Annotated in this window: 24 protein-coding genes and 4 pseudogenes; 8 read left to right on the forward strand and 20 right to left on the reverse strand. The window is 50.9% G+C overall.

Features of this window, described 5'->3' with window-relative positions:
- The 7 genes from ACQUTI_RS07520 to ACQUTI_RS07550 all read right to left on the reverse strand — a co-directional run.
- The coding region (locus tag ACQUTI_RS07520) for an antitermination protein (protein WP_428923234.1) at nucleotides 1-195 on the reverse strand (195 nt) is incomplete at its 3' end.
- Nucleotides 192-560 carry a RusA family crossover junction endodeoxyribonuclease gene (locus tag ACQUTI_RS07525; RefSeq protein WP_023325163.1) on the reverse strand — a complete coding sequence of 123 codons (369 nt, stop codon included), beginning with the start codon at nucleotides 558-560 and terminating at the stop codon, nucleotides 192-194. The genes ACQUTI_RS07520 and ACQUTI_RS07525, both read right to left, overlap by 4 nt.
- Nucleotides 557-853, reverse strand: coding sequence for a DUF1364 domain-containing protein (locus ACQUTI_RS07530; RefSeq protein ID WP_004892208.1), 297 nt, complete (start codon nucleotides 851-853; stop codon nucleotides 557-559). The genes ACQUTI_RS07525 and ACQUTI_RS07530 overlap by 4 nt, the downstream gene beginning before the upstream one ends.
- 2 nt (nucleotides 854-855) lie before the next feature.
- Nucleotides 856-1,062, reverse strand: a complete 207-nt coding sequence (locus tag ACQUTI_RS07535; protein ID WP_110232250.1) for a hypothetical protein — start codon at nucleotides 1,060-1,062, stop codon at nucleotides 856-858.
- Complete coding sequence (locus tag ACQUTI_RS07540) at nucleotides 1,062-1,658, reverse strand: DUF1367 family protein (RefSeq protein WP_065804461.1); 597 nt, start codon at nucleotides 1,656-1,658, stop codon at nucleotides 1,062-1,064. Before ACQUTI_RS07540 ends, ACQUTI_RS07535 begins: the two co-directional genes overlap by 1 nt.
- Nucleotides 1,659-1,692: 34 nt before the next feature.
- Nucleotides 1,693-1,941, reverse strand: coding sequence for a hypothetical protein (locus ACQUTI_RS07545; RefSeq protein WP_110232251.1), 249 nt, complete (start codon nucleotides 1,939-1,941; stop codon nucleotides 1,693-1,695).
- Between the two features lie 105 nt (nucleotides 1,942-2,046).
- Entirely contained in the window at nucleotides 2,047-2,280 is a 234-nt protein-coding gene (locus ACQUTI_RS07550; RefSeq protein WP_023300912.1) for a DinI family protein, read from the reverse strand.
- Nucleotides 2,281-2,821: 541 nt separating this feature from the next.
- Here ACQUTI_RS07550 and ACQUTI_RS07555 point away from each other — a divergent pair.
- On the forward strand, nucleotides 2,822-3,433 hold the full coding sequence (locus tag ACQUTI_RS07555; RefSeq protein ID WP_110232264.1) for a DUF6338 family protein: 612 nt from the start codon (nucleotides 2,822-2,824) through the stop codon (nucleotides 3,431-3,433).
- 18 nt (nucleotides 3,434-3,451) lie between these two features.
- The gene (locus ACQUTI_RS07560; protein WP_153932828.1) at nucleotides 3,452-3,595 is read left to right on the forward strand and encodes a hypothetical protein; all 144 of its coding nucleotides are present in this window, start codon (nucleotides 3,452-3,454) and stop codon (nucleotides 3,593-3,595) included.
- A 187-nt stretch (nucleotides 3,596-3,782) separates the two neighbouring features.
- On the opposite strand, the pseudogene ACQUTI_RS07565 reads toward ACQUTI_RS07560, so the two are convergent.
- The 11 genes and pseudogenes from ACQUTI_RS07565 to ACQUTI_RS07615 form a co-directional block, all read right to left on the reverse strand.
- A pseudogene (locus ACQUTI_RS07565) lies at nucleotides 3,783-4,016 on the reverse strand (hypothetical protein).
- Nucleotides 4,013-4,495 carry a class I SAM-dependent methyltransferase gene (locus ACQUTI_RS07570; RefSeq protein WP_048262302.1) on the reverse strand — a complete coding sequence of 161 codons (483 nt, stop codon included), beginning with the start codon at nucleotides 4,493-4,495 and terminating at the stop codon, nucleotides 4,013-4,015. The pseudogene ACQUTI_RS07565 and the gene ACQUTI_RS07570 overlap by 4 nt, the downstream one beginning before the upstream one ends.
- 7 nt (nucleotides 4,496-4,502) lie before the next feature.
- Nucleotides 4,503-4,727, reverse strand: a pseudogene (locus ACQUTI_RS07575) (hypothetical protein); the annotation flags it as partial.
- Nucleotides 4,720-4,923, reverse strand: coding sequence for a hypothetical protein (locus tag ACQUTI_RS07580; protein ID WP_000158002.1), 204 nt, complete (start codon nucleotides 4,921-4,923; stop codon nucleotides 4,720-4,722). The pseudogene ACQUTI_RS07575 and the gene ACQUTI_RS07580, both read right to left, overlap by 8 nt.
- On the reverse strand, nucleotides 4,920-5,705 hold the full coding sequence (locus tag ACQUTI_RS07585) for a ParB/RepB/Spo0J family partition protein (protein WP_064142015.1): 786 nt from the start codon (nucleotides 5,703-5,705) through the stop codon (nucleotides 4,920-4,922). The genes ACQUTI_RS07580 and ACQUTI_RS07585 overlap by 4 nt, the downstream gene beginning before the upstream one ends.
- Entirely contained in the window at nucleotides 5,698-6,033 is a 336-nt protein-coding gene (locus tag ACQUTI_RS07590; protein ID WP_085859044.1) for a DUF977 family protein, read from the reverse strand. The genes ACQUTI_RS07585 and ACQUTI_RS07590 overlap by 8 nt, the downstream gene beginning before the upstream one ends.
- 7 nt (nucleotides 6,034-6,040) lie before the next feature.
- On the reverse strand, nucleotides 6,041-6,790 hold the full coding sequence (locus tag ACQUTI_RS07595; protein ID WP_110232252.1) for an ATP-binding protein: 750 nt from the start codon (nucleotides 6,788-6,790) through the stop codon (nucleotides 6,041-6,043).
- Nucleotides 6,791-6,792: 2 nt separating this feature from the next.
- Nucleotides 6,793-7,701 (reverse strand): DNA-binding protein, encoded by a 909-nt coding sequence (locus tag ACQUTI_RS07600; protein WP_085858601.1) that lies wholly within the window; start codon nucleotides 7,699-7,701, stop codon nucleotides 6,793-6,795.
- A 14-nt stretch (nucleotides 7,702-7,715) separates the two neighbouring features.
- A complete protein-coding gene (locus ACQUTI_RS07605; RefSeq protein WP_085858604.1) occupies nucleotides 7,716-7,904 on the reverse strand; it encodes a ClpX C4-type zinc finger protein in 189 nt (62 codons plus the stop codon).
- A gap of 87 nt (nucleotides 7,905-7,991) precedes the next feature.
- On the reverse strand, nucleotides 7,992-8,528 hold the full coding sequence (locus tag ACQUTI_RS07610) for a toxin YdaT domain-containing protein (RefSeq protein WP_023287506.1): 537 nt from the start codon (nucleotides 8,526-8,528) through the stop codon (nucleotides 7,992-7,994).
- 2 nt (nucleotides 8,529-8,530) lie between these two features.
- The gene (locus tag ACQUTI_RS07615) at nucleotides 8,531-8,764 is read right to left on the reverse strand and encodes a transcriptional regulator (protein ID WP_032416512.1); all 234 of its coding nucleotides are present in this window, start codon (nucleotides 8,762-8,764) and stop codon (nucleotides 8,531-8,533) included.
- A gap of 104 nt (nucleotides 8,765-8,868) precedes the next feature.
- Between ACQUTI_RS07615 and ACQUTI_RS07620 the strand changes: the two genes are divergently transcribed.
- Entirely contained in the window at nucleotides 8,869-9,264 is a 396-nt protein-coding gene (locus ACQUTI_RS07620; RefSeq protein WP_023307409.1) for a helix-turn-helix domain-containing protein, read from the forward strand.
- A 121-nt stretch (nucleotides 9,265-9,385) separates the two neighbouring features.
- Entirely contained in the window at nucleotides 9,386-9,796 is a 411-nt protein-coding gene (locus ACQUTI_RS07625; protein ID WP_123677984.1) for a hypothetical protein, read from the forward strand.
- Between the two features lie 28 nt (nucleotides 9,797-9,824).
- On the opposite strand, the pseudogene ACQUTI_RS07630 reads toward ACQUTI_RS07625, so the two are convergent.
- Nucleotides 9,825-10,028, reverse strand: a pseudogene (locus ACQUTI_RS07630) (hypothetical protein).
- Nucleotides 10,029-10,392: 364 nt separating this feature from the next.
- Nucleotides 10,393-10,623, reverse strand: a complete 231-nt coding sequence (locus tag ACQUTI_RS07635) for an ECs_2282 family putative zinc-binding protein (protein ID WP_153591391.1) — start codon at nucleotides 10,621-10,623, stop codon at nucleotides 10,393-10,395.
- 292 nt (nucleotides 10,624-10,915) lie between these two features.
- Between ACQUTI_RS07635 and ACQUTI_RS07640 the strand changes: the two genes are divergently transcribed.
- From ACQUTI_RS07640 to ACQUTI_RS07655, 4 genes and pseudogenes are all read left to right on the forward strand, one after another.
- On the forward strand, nucleotides 10,916-11,107 hold the full coding sequence (locus ACQUTI_RS07640) for a YebW family protein (RefSeq protein ID WP_110232253.1): 192 nt from the start codon (nucleotides 10,916-10,918) through the stop codon (nucleotides 11,105-11,107).
- A gap of 8 nt (nucleotides 11,108-11,115) precedes the next feature.
- The gene (locus tag ACQUTI_RS07645; protein WP_023282477.1) at nucleotides 11,116-11,271 is read left to right on the forward strand and encodes a YdaE family protein; all 156 of its coding nucleotides are present in this window, start codon (nucleotides 11,116-11,118) and stop codon (nucleotides 11,269-11,271) included.
- A gap of 137 nt (nucleotides 11,272-11,408) precedes the next feature.
- Nucleotides 11,409-14,507: a RecE family exodeoxyribonuclease gene (locus ACQUTI_RS07650; RefSeq protein ID WP_117097284.1), complete on the forward strand. Its 3,099-nt coding sequence runs from the start codon at nucleotides 11,409-11,411 to the stop codon at nucleotides 14,505-14,507.
- Nucleotides 14,470-15,629: pseudogene (locus ACQUTI_RS07655) on the forward strand (RecT family recombinase). The gene ACQUTI_RS07650 and the pseudogene ACQUTI_RS07655 overlap by 38 nt, the downstream one beginning before the upstream one ends.
- Nucleotides 15,630-15,669 lie beyond the last annotated feature (40 nt).

Raw genomic sequence — 15,669 nt, forward strand, 5'->3', positions numbered from 1 at the left:
AAGCTGTTCGTCCGTTTTGCTGATACCAGCCTTTCCGAGGAAAGCGGCAAGGCCGAAGCGCGCACGACTGCTGGTGGTACCGATGGCCGCCATAACATCTGTTCCGGTCAGTCGATTCGGCGATGTGCTTTTCACGTCGTCGCTGATATGCATCCCCTGCGGGCTGAAATGCTTTAACGATGCTTCCAGTTTCATGCGGCCACTTCTCCGATATCAGAAATTAAAATTTGTCCGGATTCACCCCAGACTTTTGTTACACGAAAGTCCCAGATATGTGCGTCATCAGTAAACAGAGCATCCATCAGCGCTTTGATCATGTTATCGGCGTCTGGTTTCTGCTGGTGTGCCTGTCCGTTCATCGTTACTCGCTTCTTCTGGCTCCAGCTCTTTGGCATGGGAACCACGAAGGTTATGTGTCCGCCCTGCTCCGTCATAGCAACGTTCTTCAGACGGAGCTCATCGCAGAATGCCCGGTAGCGCATTACCGCCGGACGCTGCTTCCACTTATCAGCTCTGGTCATCCTGGGTTTGCCGATGGGCGTGATATCGTAGATTTTCATGATTTAATGAGTCCCTCTTTCCGCCAGATTTCCAGGGTGCGCATTACCCCCTCCGCGTGCATCAGGCGCAATTCGTCGTAGGTGAAATCGGTGGTTTTAGTTCTGCCGTCGATTACGTCATGGCACCCGTTGCAGGCGATCGCCGCCTGAGTATCGTCAGGCTTGCATCCTGTGCCGCACGTACCCGCCAGGCGGTAATGCGCCAACACGCTGGTTTCTGGGTTGCCGTTGCAGTAACCAGGGATCCGCACTGTACATTCGCGACCTCGGGCCGCTTTGCGAAGGTTCGCCATACTCACCCCCACATTCTGTTGCGCCAGCGAGAGTCTGGCCGAGGCGGATTTTTGTCCTCCACCAGCTGCGCGCTGACGGTCCATGTCATAAAGTCAGGGTTTAAGCTTCGTTCGACCTTTACGCCCCGCTGACGATATCTCGCTACCAATTCGTCGGCCTGCTGCGTTGTGCATTCGAGATGGTGAAACCATGAGTGTTTAATCGGCATCACCCCGCGAAGCTTAAAAGCTGGTTGGCGGCGTTCTCAGCTTCCTGCAGGCTGTTGAATGAACGAGAGAGGATCCAACGCCAGAGAACATCCAGCGATGCTTTGTACAGTTCCTGGAACTCGCATTCGTCCATGCTTGCGAAAGAAATGCTGCGAGGGTGTTTTTTCAGCGTGCCGTCCGGCAGCTGTATGACGTCATAGTGGCCGGCTTCAACGATGACCCACGCCCGGTAAGCATCGAAGGATTTGCAAATACTGATATAGCCGGATCGCTTCTCAGCTATCCGGTCGAGATATTGCCCGGCGGCATCAAGCAACGCCGATTCACTCCCGCCATATGCAGCAAGGTATTTGGCGTAACCTGTGATAAGCCTGCGCTCGTTAGACGAAATCGCCCCGCCGGTAGGTTCCCAATATTCAAAGCCGAGATTGAGTAAAGCAAAGTAACGGCGGTGAAACGCCGGATTGCGGACAAGCTTATAATCGGCTTCCAGAACGGATCCGAGCTTGCATTTTGATTGCAGAAAATCACTGGTCTCCGGCGTCGCGGGGATCAGGATACCTTGAGATTGTTTTATTAAGTGCAATTGCGCCATGGCTTCTCTCCGTGGCGCAGTAGGTAACGGTTGTTCAGGCCGTTGATTTCATATTATCAGAAGGTGGGAGAACTCGGTAGCCAAGTCGTTCCGCAAATTTCATAAATCCGTTTAGAGTAAAAATTTCTTCTTCAGGCAATAAAGGTCGCATTGAAATTATGCCATTAACCCTGTACATCAGATGCCTTCCTTCGGCCGGGAAGCTACAAATAATGGCGCCATCTGATCTCCTGACAACATCGTACCAGGAATGATTAGTAGGAACCTCAATACCATCACTCACACTACCCCCTGAGCGACATACAGACGCAAAAAAAAGTCCGGTGACAGCATCAAAGGGACACGCTTATTGCGATGCTTTGGGAAATGCCAGCCACCAAAAGGTGAATCAGTAAAACCAGTCGTCCGCGCTTTCCCACGTCTCTTGCAGAATTTGCTCAACGCGTTTTTTATCGCCATCAGCGCCGCCCAAAATGCTAAGGCCATCGTTGCTTGTGCGTCTAATAGTTAATTTGCAGTCATCATAAGACTGGGACAAGCGGCGCAGCAATTCTTGCTCAAGCGCAGGTATGGCGCCATCAGGGAGTTTTTTATGTTTATCAATTGTGACTTCAACTTTCATGGTTAGCACCTCACATGGATACTGTATAAATAAACAGTATACCGGTTGCATGAAATGTTCAACCCCTCTGCAGCACTTTTTGCTAACACCATGCTTATGTTTAGATTGATGTTTTTCCATCTTAAAAAACCCGCCGAAGCGGGTTTTATCATGCTGCAATGTCTTTTTTCAGGCACATCTCCGGTAAATTAGCCCTCACCAGCGCCTCAGCAAAAGGAGGCGAGACAGCGTTGCCGCAGTGCGCGTTTTCAATAGCTACACTTCGATATTGCGCAGGTCACCCTATGACAAGGCCTCATCCTGCAATGTCCTAGCCGTAACAGCGAAGCAAGTACTTTCGCTGACTGTGTCTCTGCTCTGCCCAAAAAGATACCTTCCAACGAGATCAGCGTCGCCACGGTTTTACCCATGCTATGTCCACCCATATGTCGCAACGCGCGATATCCATTTCGTGGTTCATGAGAAGGGATTGGTAACTTGTAGGTTTAAAGGATATCATATGAGGGGTGACCTATGTGACCTCTACGCCTTGGAAAACAAAATGGATATCTGGGATAAGAGCAAAATTGTAATATTTTTACTATTCGTTATACCTGGCTTCATAAGTATGAAGATGTATAGCGTACTTAGACCCAATGCTATTTTTGATACATCTAAAGCAATTATTGAAATTGTCTCGTATAGCTGTATTAATTATGCAATCTGGTTTATCCCTGTGTATTTTATAGAATCTAACAAGGTTTATGCAGCGCATCCTTTTGCTTACTTTTTATTTTACTTGTTCATATTATTTGCTAGCCCGACACTGTTGGCTTTTTTGTTTTCGAGGATGCGCGAATGGGATTGGCTATGTAAATACATGCCTCACCCCACAGGTAGGGCATGGGATTATTTTTTTGGTCTGAAAGTTCCATGCTGGATGATTATCACGCTAAAAGATGGGAAGAAAATAGCGGGTAAGTATGGAGCTAACTCGTTTGCGTCCAGCGCTCCAGAACCTGAACAGATCTATCTTGAGGAACATTGGGAATTAAACAGCGACGGTGGTTTTGAACGTCAGCGCACTTCCACTTTAGGAATACTGATTTTAAGTAAGGATATCGAGCACTTAGAGTTTTTCCGCTTTGAACAGCAGCAAACTACCTACCCATAGAAATAGAGGATTTTGTATATGTCAGAAACTAAAAAAACTTATAAGGAAGATGGTTACAAGCCCCTAGAAAAGGGTTATCAACCTAAAAATGATTTGGCTAATAATGGTTTTCAGCCTGCTAAGCAAACTTCTCAACCGGCACCACCTCCCAAAAAGCCTTAATTTCATTGTGGGGGAATAATTTCCCCCACCGCTTTGCTATGCAGCGCCACCACGTAGAAGCCTAGCGCGGCAAAGTCCTTCATGCCGCGCGCTGCTGGTCGGTGCGTGGGGTTTTGCACTACTTCGGTCTAACCTTCGAGTCGCAATACGGTTTAAACTCAACTTCCCATCCACGTACAGCGTGCGGTTAATGATTTGCGCATGCTGCACGTTCCTCAAACTGAACGTCATCTTCAATACCCCCCAATTCATAAACGATCGAGCCGTCATCCCGGTATTCGATAGGCATAGCGCTCCAGCCCTCGCCAATGCGATCTTAATCGTCGCCAACTTGAACAAAACCGCCAGCAACTACACGGGCCGGATACATTTCACCTTCAGTCCAGTATCCCTCTGTGTCTTTGATGCATTTAATTTTCATACCGCAGCTCCCTTCACGAAGATGATCCAGTGGGTTTTATCGTTCTTTCCGGTGCGCTGGCCGATCGCCGGTTTCTCGTCTGTTAAAGCTATAATTTGGCTAACGGGGATTTGGGTTTCATTCCATTTGAATATGAGCACACCATGTGGCCGCAGTACGCGAAACGCCTCTTTGAATCCTGCGCGAATGTCGGCACGCCATGTTTTTTTGTTCAGGCGCCCGTACTTTTTGCCCATCCACGCGGTCTGGCCGACGCGCTCAAGATGTGGCGGGTCAAACACAACAACCGGAAATGAGGCATCAGCGAACGGCAGCGCACGGAAGTCAGCAACGAGGTCAGGACTGATAACCAGACGGCGGCCGTCGCACAGCTTGTGCTCTTCGGCTCGAATGTCAGCGAATACCGCGCGAGTATCTCGTTTGTTGAACCAGAACATGCGGGAGCCACAGCACATGTCGAGGATGGTTTGCTCGGTCATTTGGCCCCCTCATGCAGCTGCGCTGCGATGCTCGAAAAAAAGACTCCCGCGTATGACTGTTAAGAGCTGGCGCAAAGGCCGCATTAAGAACGGCAACATCACAGCCGTCATCGGTATAGAGCGCGATTTTTTTCTCCAGACGCGCTTTCGCTTCATGCAGCTGCATACCCCGGCAGGCGCGCGGGATATATTCCGCAATCTGTGAAATAGCCTTTTCGTTCTTTTTAAACATGCTTCACCTCGATAGGCTTGATGGTGTCGAGCAGCAGCCGGCGGCGCGTATTTTCTGCAAAGTGACGGCGCCCTGTTTCTTTGTGGTAAAACTCGTTTTTGCCGACGACCCACATCCGCTCTGTCTGGTGCAGTTTTTTTACCTTCGGACCGTCTTTGGTGATCACGGTGCCGGTATGGGTTTTTACGATTGTCATACGGCCTCCCCAAGCACCCAACGGAGTGCGCTCGCATACTCACCCTCGGCAGATTCCAGGGCTTTAGTAATTTCTTTGCGGGTTTTCAGGCGCGGCTTTGCCTCACCGAGGATCTGACGCTGACGCCGGGCTTTTTCATGACCGGTAGTCCCAGCGGTCGCAGATTCAATCTCTTTCACTTTTTCCCGCTGCTCTTCCGGGGGAAGTGTGCCAAGCTGGCGGGCTTGGGTAACGGTAACTGTGCCCGACTCCACTGCTTCCCGGACGGCCTGGGTGGCATCGAGAAGGGAGAGCGTTGCACGAACGGTTTGAACGCTGCAGCCAAACAACACCGCAATGTCGTCCTCATCGAGTCCGCGGTCGAGCGCGTCTGACATTTTTTTAGCCCGGCCAAGCGGTGTATCAGGTCGGCGAATTTCGTTTTCGCTGACCATGTATTTAGCCATCTGATTTGCTGATCCGCGCTTAACGACTCCGGGAACAAGCAGTGGGTCTTTGCCTTCTTTCAGACGGAGTTTATTTGCCTCAAGGGTATGTTTAACGCGCTGACGGCCAACAACTACGCAGGTGAGCCCCGTTTCAGGGTCTTTCCAGACGATGATTGGCTCCAGTACACCCAGCTCCGCAATGTTCAGTACCATCCCTTCCTCGATCGGCAGGTGTACTCGCTCATCGTAAAGTGGGTGGGTCTTATCGGTGACCAGGTGCAGGTTTTCAGGCTCGAAATTGAGCACGTTTGTTTTGCCGCTGGCACCGTATACATCGATTGAATTCTTAGCCATGAATAGCCTCCTGAACATCTAAAACTCGCTGAAAAACAGGACTGCCAAGCAGGCTGTAATTCATCCCAACAGCAACTTTCGGCACCAGGCCAAAACGCTTCATGTCAAAGTCGATGACGGCCCGCTGATCGCGGAACAGCCCCAAACGACCATGCCGGACAACCTCACCAGTCGCTTCAGCTTCGGAAAAATACCGTTGGACAGTAGCGCGGCTCAGCCCCAGTTTTTTCATTGCCTCGGCGGTCGTGAGTCGCCCCTGATGTCTGGTGATACGAATCACTGCGCGGACATACTCCCGGCGCTCAATAGCAGAAAATGCTCTAGCCATGTTTTCCTCACTTAACGACGCGCAGATGGCGGACGTTTTTGCGATAACTATCCCAGTCGAAGTTCACCCACATGCCGCCGTCCATCTGGAGACGGTCGAGAATGCGCGCGCCGAGGGTGCCCGTCAGAGATTCGTAGTTCAGGTTCGTCAGGATGCCGACCGGACGCATCGACGACAGGCGGCGATCGATAACCTGGTTCAGAATGACCTTTTCGCCGCTGCTGCCGCGCTGAATGCCTACTTCGTCCAGGATGAGCAGATCTACCTGGCAAAGGTCGTCCAGAAGCGAAGCCTCTGACTGCCCGTCGTCGTAGCACTCGCGAACACGTAGCATCAGGTCAGGAATAGTCACCACCAGCACAGAGCGACCACCAGCCAGCAGGTGATTTCCGATTGCGGCCGCCAGATGGTTTTTCCCGGTTCCCGGCGCTCCGCTGAATACGAAACTGGCGAACCCTGAACCGAAGTTCTGTGCGTAACTTTTCGCCATCGTGAGCGCCCGGCGCTGACCATCTCCTGCCACCTGGTAATTTGCGAACGTGCAGCTCCGATGCAGATCTTGAATTCCCGCTCGTCCGAATATTTTTTCAGCACGGGTACGCTGGTTTTGTTTTTCCAGTTCTTCGCAGCGTTTGCGCCCTTCCCCGGCCTGCCAGGTTCTCCACTCCTCTACACTGCCAAACTTAGGCTCTACACCCGGAGGGATGAGTTTTTTCAGCCGCTCCAGCGCACTACCAGTACCAATCATATTTTTCATCACTACCCCCTGAACCCACTCGGAATTAATTTATCTGGCTGGGATATTGAGTTCGGATCCCGTTTACCGGTTGGTACTTCGAAGCTCCACAACTCCTCGTAGTGCTTTGAGGGACCGAAAAACGTGGACGCTTGTTTCACGTACTCAGTGTTGAGTTTTCCGGCAGCAGTGACGTAATCCGCATATCGTCGAACACCATCGGTAAGCTCCTGCGCTGTTGCGCCTGATTTAATTCGGGCTGTCCAGGCTTTGAACGCATCGACCTTGCTATTGCCTCCGGCACGTTTTGGGTATTCCCTCCAGGCCAGTTCAAATTCCTCCGGGTAACTGCTTTTCGGCTTTTCAGATGGAGCTTCATCGGAGGATCCACCATCTGGGGGTGTGGCGTCGCCATGCCCCGAAATATCTTTATCCTGATCTTGTTCCTGATCCTGTTCCTGATCTTGGCTTCCTAGCCCCTTCGAAGCCCCTTCTGGCGTTGGGCACGATTCGCGTTTGACATTCAGATGAAAATCATCCTTATAACGCTCGTAAAATGATGAAAGAAAAGGGTTTTCTGAAAGTGATGCATACTCACTCCTGACCCCCGCACAACGGTTATCACCTGGCTTTAATGCCTTGCCTACCTGGTAGGCGGCCATTTCATGCACCCAGACCATCTCTGTGTCCTCGTCATAGCTACAAAACCCCGCTTCGATGGTGCTTTTAAGCCCCTTCGAAGCCCCTTCTAAGCCCAGCCCTGTTTCATGGGCGATATAGAGAATTGGCAGGTAATACAAACCGAGCATGTTTGCGTGTGGCGAGGTCATGAGATAAAACGAAACCACCTGCGCTTCAGCGCCTTTTTTCCGCAGTTCCCGACCTGTTTTCCCCAGCCAGAATTGCGGTGCGACTGTTGCATAGTCACGCATAGATACCCCTGAACTTATGACGTTGGTTTATCGGTCTTTTCTGCGTGTTGAAAGACAATATCAACCCACTGAAAGACACATTTTTGACAGATGGATACGCCGGGGCCGGCGATTAGAACGCCCGAAACCTCAATATTGCTCGCTCCGCAAAAGGAGCATTTATGGGTCGCTTGGGCGTTTACCTCAGTCTTTGTTTCTGACATACTTACCTCGCAATTACCTCTTCGTTTTTGCACCTGAAAGCCGTTGGTGTTACAGCACCGCGGCTTTCGCCTTTTTGATACCCGACATTACAAAACCCCCAGCATTGAAGTGACGATGGCCATCAGTGGCGCCGTTAGTTCTGGGTCAACCCGGAACATCTCGACAATTCCCTCGCTCAGTTCTTTCAGCTTTTGATGACGTGGAGCTCCCATGGCAACGGCAACCTTCGCTTCGCTGGTCTCTTTCTCCAGCCGTGCCAGTCGGGACATGAAATTGTCTTCAGGCAACAGGCGGTGGCGAAATTCCAACGGGAGGACGGCCATGATGGCTGGCGTCAGAAGACGCACATTCGCGCGATACTTTTCAGAATCGACCTCGTTATCCAGATAACGGAAAAGCTTCTGTCGGGCGCGGCTGATGTCCGCAGGAAATTCAATTTCTTCCCCGCCCTGCTGGCGCCACTCATCGATGATGTACGCCGATACAACATCCTGACCTTCAGCTGCAGCCCAGGCGCGAACGGCAGAACGAATGCCGTCGTGATCTGCCACTTTCGCCTGATTTCGCTTTATCAGAGCGCCGGGGTTGAATCCGGTATTTTGTTGAAAGGAAAGTGTTTGCATGGTCATCCCACCAGATTTTGTGAAGACAAACCGTCGTTTGGATTTGGGTAAAGATCTGGGCGAAGTTCATGCGGAGTAACGCCGGTTACCCGGAAGATTTGGAAAACCCGAGACTGAGGAACGGCTCCCCCATGGCGATGCTTCCAATGGCTAATCGTCATAGATGAGACGTCCAGTTTTTCTGCTAGCTTCGTTGCGTCACCAGCGATGTGTATGGCTTTTTCTAATGCGTTCATAAACCACTCCATTAAAGTTACAGAGTGGATTAAACATTATGTTTATTTTAATGTCAACTTTATGAATGTTGAGACGGTAAACATTTAGTTTAAAATCGTGATATATGAGAAAAAATACGCACCAGTCCGACAACCCACAGGTCCAAAGGCTCAATGAAATAATTGAGATGAAGCGCATATCCAAAGCGGATATAGCGAGAATTTGTGGTGTAAGTTCGCAATCGGTTAACAACTGGTTTGTGCGGGGAGCGATTGGAAAGAGCTCTGCCATAAAGCTCGCTGATGCTCTTGGCGTAAGCCTTGAGTGGGTTTTAGGTCAGGACGTCGATGCAAATGATGGTTTACGCCCGGACGAGAAACGGTTGCTGGAACTCTATAACCAACTCCCCAACGAAGAAGAGCAACAGAACATGCTGCGGATCGTATCTCTGCGTCTCAAAGAACTCGATGAGCTGTATGCCAAGTACATGGGGCGAAGGATTAAGGGCGATGAAGAATAATCATCACAACGGTTTAATCACGTAAGCGCCATATCCCGTAGAGAATTACGGAGAGGTTTGTAACTGAAATAATCAAGGCAACTGTGGCCAAGATATCAGAGCCAGACATAGGAAAACCTCCATGAGCTATAGCGACATCGTTGCAACTATTGCAATGATTGTATCTATCACAGCAGTTCCTGCAAGCGGTTACTTTAGCTACAGATATGCAGTAAAAGGGGAAAAACGCAAAGAGTTCAATGCAATAAGCGATATAATAAGACAAAAATTAAGAGATCAATTGCGACTTATTGAGAATGGAGTGTTTCCCGGTGGCGGAAATGTATCAATATCACAGCGAGAGATTGATACGTTCATTGATATCTGCAGCCCCAAGAACAAGAAACACCTTTCGGAACTCTGGAGTGAATATCAGCGCTCCCTGCAAAACAGTATTGATGTCAGTGACCCGTTGAAAGATCCTGACTTTCATAGCCCTTCATTTATTCAATCAGCGATTGAAAAAATATTGCCGTATTGTCAGCGCCAGTAGCCCGGCCACGCGTCGAGTTTTATTGCCCCTACTCTTTCGGTAGCGACAGAACGTCAAGGGCCAATTCCACAGCCAGATCGACATGGTCTTCCTGCCACAACACCTAAATCATCTCTATCAGAGCCTCTCTTGACGGCTCTTGCTTCTCAACCAGTAGCTGCATAACCGCTACCCCGATAACCTGCGCTATTTGCGGGTGCATCTTCGCGAAAAACTCATCGTCATACCGCATACCATTAGCCCTCATAGATGTTTTTAAAACCAAAGAATAGACCCATAAACATACTCCCTGCACTAACCCACCTCTCGTTGTAAACTTTTTGTTTACGTTTAATTACTCACAATGTTGACACAACATTAAACATTGTGTTTAATTAACTCCAGCAACACCCCACCAAGGCAGGACGCCCACGAAGTAGCTGCCCCGAGCATACGAATGCCGGGATGAGGTGGAAATATCAATGCGCAGTAGGTAGTAACGTTCCGCTGGCCGGCGACAAGGCAATGAGGATGAGATGAGTAAGGTAAAGGTGGCGCCTATTGAACTCGAAATAGACGCCACGGAAGTAATCAATCAGGTCGAGGAACTACTGGGGTTACTTGAGCTTCCAGCCCGTTCCCTTGAAGGCATCCCTGAGAATGTCGTCAACCTGCTTTTTGACAACATCCGTCCCTTGCTTAACGACATCGTCCTTAGTGATTTCTCGACCACAGTTGGCACAACTGACGCCAACAAAATTTGTATCAAAGTCGAAATCATCGGGACGCTTGAGCATCTCGCTTCCGCAATCAGGGCAAGCAACTTTCATCGTTGTCAGTTTTGACATTTTTATTTCCTTGCTGGCTGTGTGAGAACTACCAGCATACCACCGAGCCTGAAGTGGTTAAAAGACAGGCATACATGAGGAGTTGAAATGAGCAAGCACGGTATCAGAGCCATGGTCATTTCAGCAGTAATTGGGCTCTTCATCTGGATCGCGCTTTTCAGCGCACTGAGGGGATTGTTTCTATGAATGATTTCGCACGCAAACCCGCTCGTCAGCAGGCTGTTCGTTTAAATCCGCTGTCAGCTTTCATCCGCCGAGTGTGCTACATGCTCGCGCAAAAAGGAGACCCTTCATGAGCACGATGTTTGCCCTGGTTCTCACCGTCAGCATGCTGACGGGCGGTAATCAGGATGTCCTGCTCGGCGTTTACGACACTGAGAATGACTGCAAGGCAGCTGCAGAAGAGCAACACGTGAAAGCTGAATGTTATCCGCTGAAAGGTGTACTGGAAGAGCATCCGGCCGGGTTCACGGTGCAAATGTAGGGGGAGGAATGCAGAAAAAATGCGGTTACTGCCGTAAAGCAATCGAGGGAAAACCAGTGGTAAGCACCCTGTTGTACCTCCAGGGGAACCAGCTCGCACGGAAAGAAAAAGAGTATTGCTCTGAACGTTGCGCCTCTCACGACCAGATGGCTCACGAGGGCTAACGTAAACCCGCCGAAGCGGGCTGTACGTCCGGTGCCACCGACCAAAGTTACACCGGAAATTACCAAAACCAATGACCACCCTGAATGGGCGCTACCAATGGCCCGGGGGATTCTACATCCAAAATAGAGGCTATCACATGGAATATTTTTATCTGATAAAAGCGACTCAAAAATCGGGTAAAGCTGATGCCGTAATCTGGCGCACTAATAAAACAGAAGCTCGCGCCCTTCTGCAGCTGGACGTCGATCTGGAAGACGCTGGGATCGAAACAGGCCGCGGTAAGGATTACCAAAACCCAATTCGCACCGATTTCCCGGTATTCAATGACCTGCCGGCGGAGGGTGTTCTCGATTACTCATGGTGCGAACGCTACCAGCTCGGCGACGATGGCCGCACCTGGACTTTGAAGCCAGGACAGGCGCCTGCTGATGGTCATCACGGCGATAATGCCGGAGTATCCGCTGAGCCCGTCAGTGGCGTGCTGGTTGATGCCAATACTACTGGCGACACGGCACAAGGTGAGACCGTGGAAACTTTCGGTAGCGATGAATACCAGGACGATTCGAGCGCGCTTTTTAACGTGGCAGAACTCCCCTTTCGCGCTCAGCTGCTGGCGCAGTATATGGCCGAAGAACGCCACGTTTATCATATCAGCATGCCTCACCGGCAGGAGCTGTCAGTTCTTGAAATGGACACTGATAACGCAGCCGTCCAGGATCTGATTCTGGCCGCCGAGAATATCCCTGAAATCAAAAAATACGATATGCCGGCGCTCTGGAAATTCACCAGTGCCAATAAAAAAGTCTTCCCGGAAGGGAAGCGGCATGAGCTCGGCAAGCGTATCCAGTTTGCAAAGCTGTGGTTCGCCACGAACGCGATTGACCGCGGCATTCTCACCAGGGAATGGGCTGCCGGTAACTGTATTTCTTCAGTTATGAAAACTGATGCAGGAACTAATGCTGGCGGCGGTAATAAAACCGATCGCAATCCCGACTACACCCATACCCTCGATACGCTTGATGTTGAAATAGCCCTGGCCACAATGCCAATGGATTTCGATATCTACAATTTCCCGGCATCAATTCACCGCCGGGCCAAAGAGATCGTCCAGAAGAAAGAAAGTCCGTTCAAGGAATGGTCTGCAGCGCTGCGCAAGGTCGCAGGCATCCTGGATTATTCACGCGCAGCCATTTTTGCCCTTATTCGTGGCGCCACCAGCGATATTCATCATTTCCCGGTAAGTCTGCAGACCTATATCAATGCGAACCTGACCGAGCATAAGCATGACGTCCCTTCTGCTGAGACGCTTGAAAAAGCTGGTCATGTTTCATCTGCCGCCGTCACTACGGACGCTGTGAAAAAGGATATCGATGGAGATGAAGGTGCGCCTGACCTGGAAACTCTCCCAACTGACTTTCAAGTAATTGGCACCGAACTGGTGAAAGAAGCTCAAAAGAAACGCCCTGACGCTAATCAGGTTCTGGCCGCCGAACGCGGCGAATATGTCGAAGGTATCAGTGACCCCACGGATCCGAAGTGGATAACCGAAGACCTGACCAAACCCAAACAGCCTGAAGTTTCAAACATAGGCAATGGTGTTTTTTCGATTGATGGTCTGATGGATAGCCAGCCAGCACCAGCACTTTCTATCGTGGACCAGGCGCGCCAGCGCGCTGCAGAAGAAAAATTACATCCAGCTAATTCCGGGGAAACCACCAGCGATGTGCAGATGGAAACGGCTCAGCCGGTCGAAGACGAAAATGATAATGCGGTATCAACAGGCGAAGGCGCTGATGAACCTCCTGCGCAAACAACTGCCGTGAACATGAGCGAAATACTGGCTGAACGCTGCCCGGATCTTACCGCCGAAGTGCTGAAAAGCCAGGTTTCTGAGAATGCTCACAGTGATGATGAGGAAGATGCTGAACAAGCAGCGTCAGCGTGGCCGGAGTATTTCGAGCCTGGTCGATATGAAGGCGTGCCAAATGAGGTCTACCACGCCGCTAACGGCATCAGCTCCACGATGGTTAAAGATGCGCGGGTATCGCTGATGTATTTCGAGGCGCGCCACGTATCCAAGACCATCCAGAAGGTACGCGCCCCTGTTCTGGATATGGGAAATCTGGTGCATGCACTGGCGCTGCAGCCTGATCAGCTGGAAAAAGAATTCAGTATCGAGCCGGAAATCCCGGAAGGCGCCTTCACCACTACGGCGACGATCCGCGCATTTATCGACGAATACAACAACGGGCTTCCGGTTTTACTCAGCGCAGATGACATCAAAAGATACCTGGAGGAATACAACTCGAACCTGCCCGCCCAGGTTCCCTTGGGTACATCAGTTGAAGAAACCGGCCAGGGTTATATGTCTTTACCTGCTGAGTTCCAGCGCATTGAAGACGGTCAGAAGCAAACCGCCACCGCAATGAAGGCCTGCATCAAAGAATACAACGCCACCCTGCCCGCCCAGGTGAAAACCAGCGGTGGCCGCGATGCCTTACTGGAACAGCTGGCGCTTATTAATCCTGACATGGTTACTCAGGAAGCACAGAAGGCGCAGCCCCTGAAAGTCTCTGGCACAAAGGCCGATCTGATTCAGGCCGTGAAATCGGTAAAACCGGATGCCGTGTTTGCCGACGAGCTGCTGGATGCATGGCGCGAGAACCCGGAAGGAAAAGTGCTGGTTACCCGCCAGCAGCTGGCTACGGCACTGGCCATTCAGAAAGCACTGTTGAATCACCCGACCGCTGGCAAGTTGTTGACGCACCCGAGCCGTGCCGTCGAGGTGAGCTATTTCGGCATTGATGAGAAAACCGGGTTGGAAGTTCGCGTGCGCCCTGACCTTGAGATAGACATGGGCGGCCTGCGCATTGGTGCGGACCTGAAAACCATCAGTATGTGGAACATTAAGCAGGAAGGCCTGCGCGCGAAGCTGCACCGGGAAATCGTCGAGCGCGATTACCACCTGAGCGCGGCTATGTACTGCGAAACCGCAGCCCTTGACCAGTTCTTCTGGATATTCGTCAACAAAGACGAGAACTACCACTGGATCGCCATCATCGAGGCATCCGAAGAACTGCTGGAACTCGGCATGCTGGAATATCGCAAAGCAATGCTTGCCATCGCGAACGGTTTCGACACTGGCGAATGGCCGGCGCCGATTACCGAAGACTACACCGAAGAACTTAACGATTTTGATATGCGCCGTCTCGAAGCGCTGCGCGTACAGGCATAAGGGGGAACAGTCATGGAAAACACTAACATTGTTACAGCCGAACAGCAGGCACCAAACACCATTTCAGCTAGCAACGCGATCTTTAACGTTCAGGCTCTCGGTCAGTTAACTGCTTTCGCAAACCTTATGGCTGATTCACAAGTGACAGTGCCAGCTCACCTTGCAGGTAAGCCAGCCGATTGCATGGCCATCGTTATGCAGGCTATGCAGTGGGGCATGAATCCCTATGCAGTCGCGCAAAAAACGCATCTGGTAAACGGCGTGCTCGGATATGAAGCCCAGCTCGTCAACGCGGTAATCGCCAGTTCCAGCGCTATTAACGGTCGATTTCATTATCGCTACGGCGGCGACTGGGAACGTTGCACAAGGACGCAGGAAATTACCAGGGAAAAACACGGTAAAAATGGGAAATACAGCGTTACAGAACGGGTGCGAGGCTGGACTGATGAAGACGAAATCGGGTTATTCGTCCAGGTCGGCGCGATTCTGCGCGGTGAATCAGAAATTACCTGGGGGGAGCCACTTTATCTCTCTGGAGTCGTCACACGTAATTCTCCTTTGTGGGTTTCTAACCCGAAACAGCAGATCGCTTATCTGGGCGTCAAATACTGGGCACGGCTGTATTGCCCGGAAGTCATCCTGGGTGTTTACAGCCCGGATGAAGTTGAACAAAGGACCGAGCGAGAAATAAACCCGGCGCCGGCGCAAAGAATGTCTGTCGCAGAGATCACCAGCGGAACAGACATCACCACCAGCGCGCAGGATTCAGCTCTCAATATTGATTCCCTGGCAGATGATTTCCGTGACCGCATTGAGCGCGCCGAATCGGTCGATGCAGCAAAAGCCATCAGGGCGGATCTGGATAAAGAGAAAGCTGTGTTGGGCACTGTTCTTTTCACCGAACTGAAAGGTAAAGCCGTGCAGCGTTATTTCATGGTAGACGCCCGAAACAAAGTTGAGGCCGCGATCAACTCTCTACCTAATCCCGGAGAACCGGAAGCCGTCGAACTGTTCGCTAAAGCTGAAGGCATTCTCAACGGCGCGAAACGCCACCTCGGTGATGAACTGTATGACCAGTTCCGCATCGCCCTGGACGACATGAAACCGGAATACGTGGGTTAACCAGATTGGGAGGGGAAACTCTCCCGATAAAGGAATGTAT

Source organism: Klebsiella sp. 7-CIP_Kleb., from assembly GCF_050378655.1.
Classification (GTDB): Bacteria; Pseudomonadota; Gammaproteobacteria; order Enterobacterales; family Enterobacteriaceae; genus Klebsiella; species Klebsiella quasipneumoniae.

Bases quoted from the DNA above. Each gene is read 5' to 3' on its own strand.
- ACQUTI_RS07645 (WP_023282477.1), top strand. From the start codon at position 11,116: ATGCAGAAAAAATGCGGTTACTGCCGTAAAGCAATCGAGGGAAAACCA.
- ACQUTI_RS07610 (WP_023287506.1), bottom strand. From the start codon at position 8,528: ATGCAAACACTTTCCTTTCAACAAAATACCGGATTCAACCCCGGCGCT.
- ACQUTI_RS07535 (WP_110232250.1), bottom strand. From the start codon at position 1,062: ATGCCGATTAAACACTCATGGTTTCACCATCTCGAATGCACAACGCAG.
- ACQUTI_RS07550 (WP_023300912.1), bottom strand. From the start codon at position 2,280: ATGAAAGTTGAAGTCACAATTGATAAACATAAAAAACTCCCTGATGGC.
- ACQUTI_RS07650 (WP_117097284.1), top strand. From the start codon at position 11,409: ATGGAATATTTTTATCTGATAAAAGCGACTCAAAAATCGGGTAAAGCT.
- ACQUTI_RS07530 (WP_004892208.1), bottom strand. From the start codon at position 853: ATGGCGAACCTTCGCAAAGCGGCCCGAGGTCGCGAATGTACAGTGCGG.
- ACQUTI_RS07555 (WP_110232264.1), top strand. From the start codon at position 2,822: ATGGATATCTGGGATAAGAGCAAAATTGTAATATTTTTACTATTCGTT.
- ACQUTI_RS07570 (WP_048262302.1), bottom strand. From the start codon at position 4,495: ATGACCGAGCAAACCATCCTCGACATGTGCTGTGGCTCCCGCATGTTC.
- ACQUTI_RS07640 (WP_110232253.1), top strand. From the start codon at position 10,916: ATGAGCACGATGTTTGCCCTGGTTCTCACCGTCAGCATGCTGACGGGC.
- ACQUTI_RS07595 (WP_110232252.1), bottom strand. From the start codon at position 6,790: ATGAAAAATATGATTGGTACTGGTAGTGCGCTGGAGCGGCTGAAAAAA.
- ACQUTI_RS07540 (WP_065804461.1), bottom strand. From the start codon at position 1,658: ATGGCGCAATTGCACTTAATAAAACAATCTCAAGGTATCCTGATCCCC.
- ACQUTI_RS07615 (WP_032416512.1), bottom strand. From the start codon at position 8,764: ATGAACGCATTAGAAAAAGCCATACACATCGCTGGTGACGCAACGAAG.
- ACQUTI_RS07580 (WP_000158002.1), bottom strand. From the start codon at position 4,923: ATGACAATCGTAAAAACCCATACCGGCACCGTGATCACCAAAGACGGT.
- ACQUTI_RS07525 (WP_023325163.1), bottom strand. From the start codon at position 560: ATGAAAATCTACGATATCACGCCCATCGGCAAACCCAGGATGACCAGA.
- ACQUTI_RS07625 (WP_123677984.1), top strand. From the start codon at position 9,386: ATGAGCTATAGCGACATCGTTGCAACTATTGCAATGATTGTATCTATC.
- ACQUTI_RS07590 (WP_085859044.1), bottom strand. From the start codon at position 6,033: ATGGCTAGAGCATTTTCTGCTATTGAGCGCCGGGAGTATGTCCGCGCA.
- ACQUTI_RS07635 (WP_153591391.1), bottom strand. From the start codon at position 10,623: ATGTCAAAACTGACAACGATGAAAGTTGCTTGCCCTGATTGCGGAAGC.
- ACQUTI_RS07620 (WP_023307409.1), top strand. From the start codon at position 8,869: ATGAGAAAAAATACGCACCAGTCCGACAACCCACAGGTCCAAAGGCTC.
- ACQUTI_RS07585 (WP_064142015.1), bottom strand. From the start codon at position 5,705: ATGGCTAAGAATTCAATCGATGTATACGGTGCCAGCGGCAAAACAAAC.
- ACQUTI_RS07560 (WP_153932828.1), top strand. From the start codon at position 3,452: ATGTCAGAAACTAAAAAAACTTATAAGGAAGATGGTTACAAGCCCCTA.
- ACQUTI_RS07605 (WP_085858604.1), bottom strand. From the start codon at position 7,904: ATGTCAGAAACAAAGACTGAGGTAAACGCCCAAGCGACCCATAAATGC.
- ACQUTI_RS07600 (WP_085858601.1), bottom strand. From the start codon at position 7,701: ATGCGTGACTATGCAACAGTCGCACCGCAATTCTGGCTGGGGAAAACA.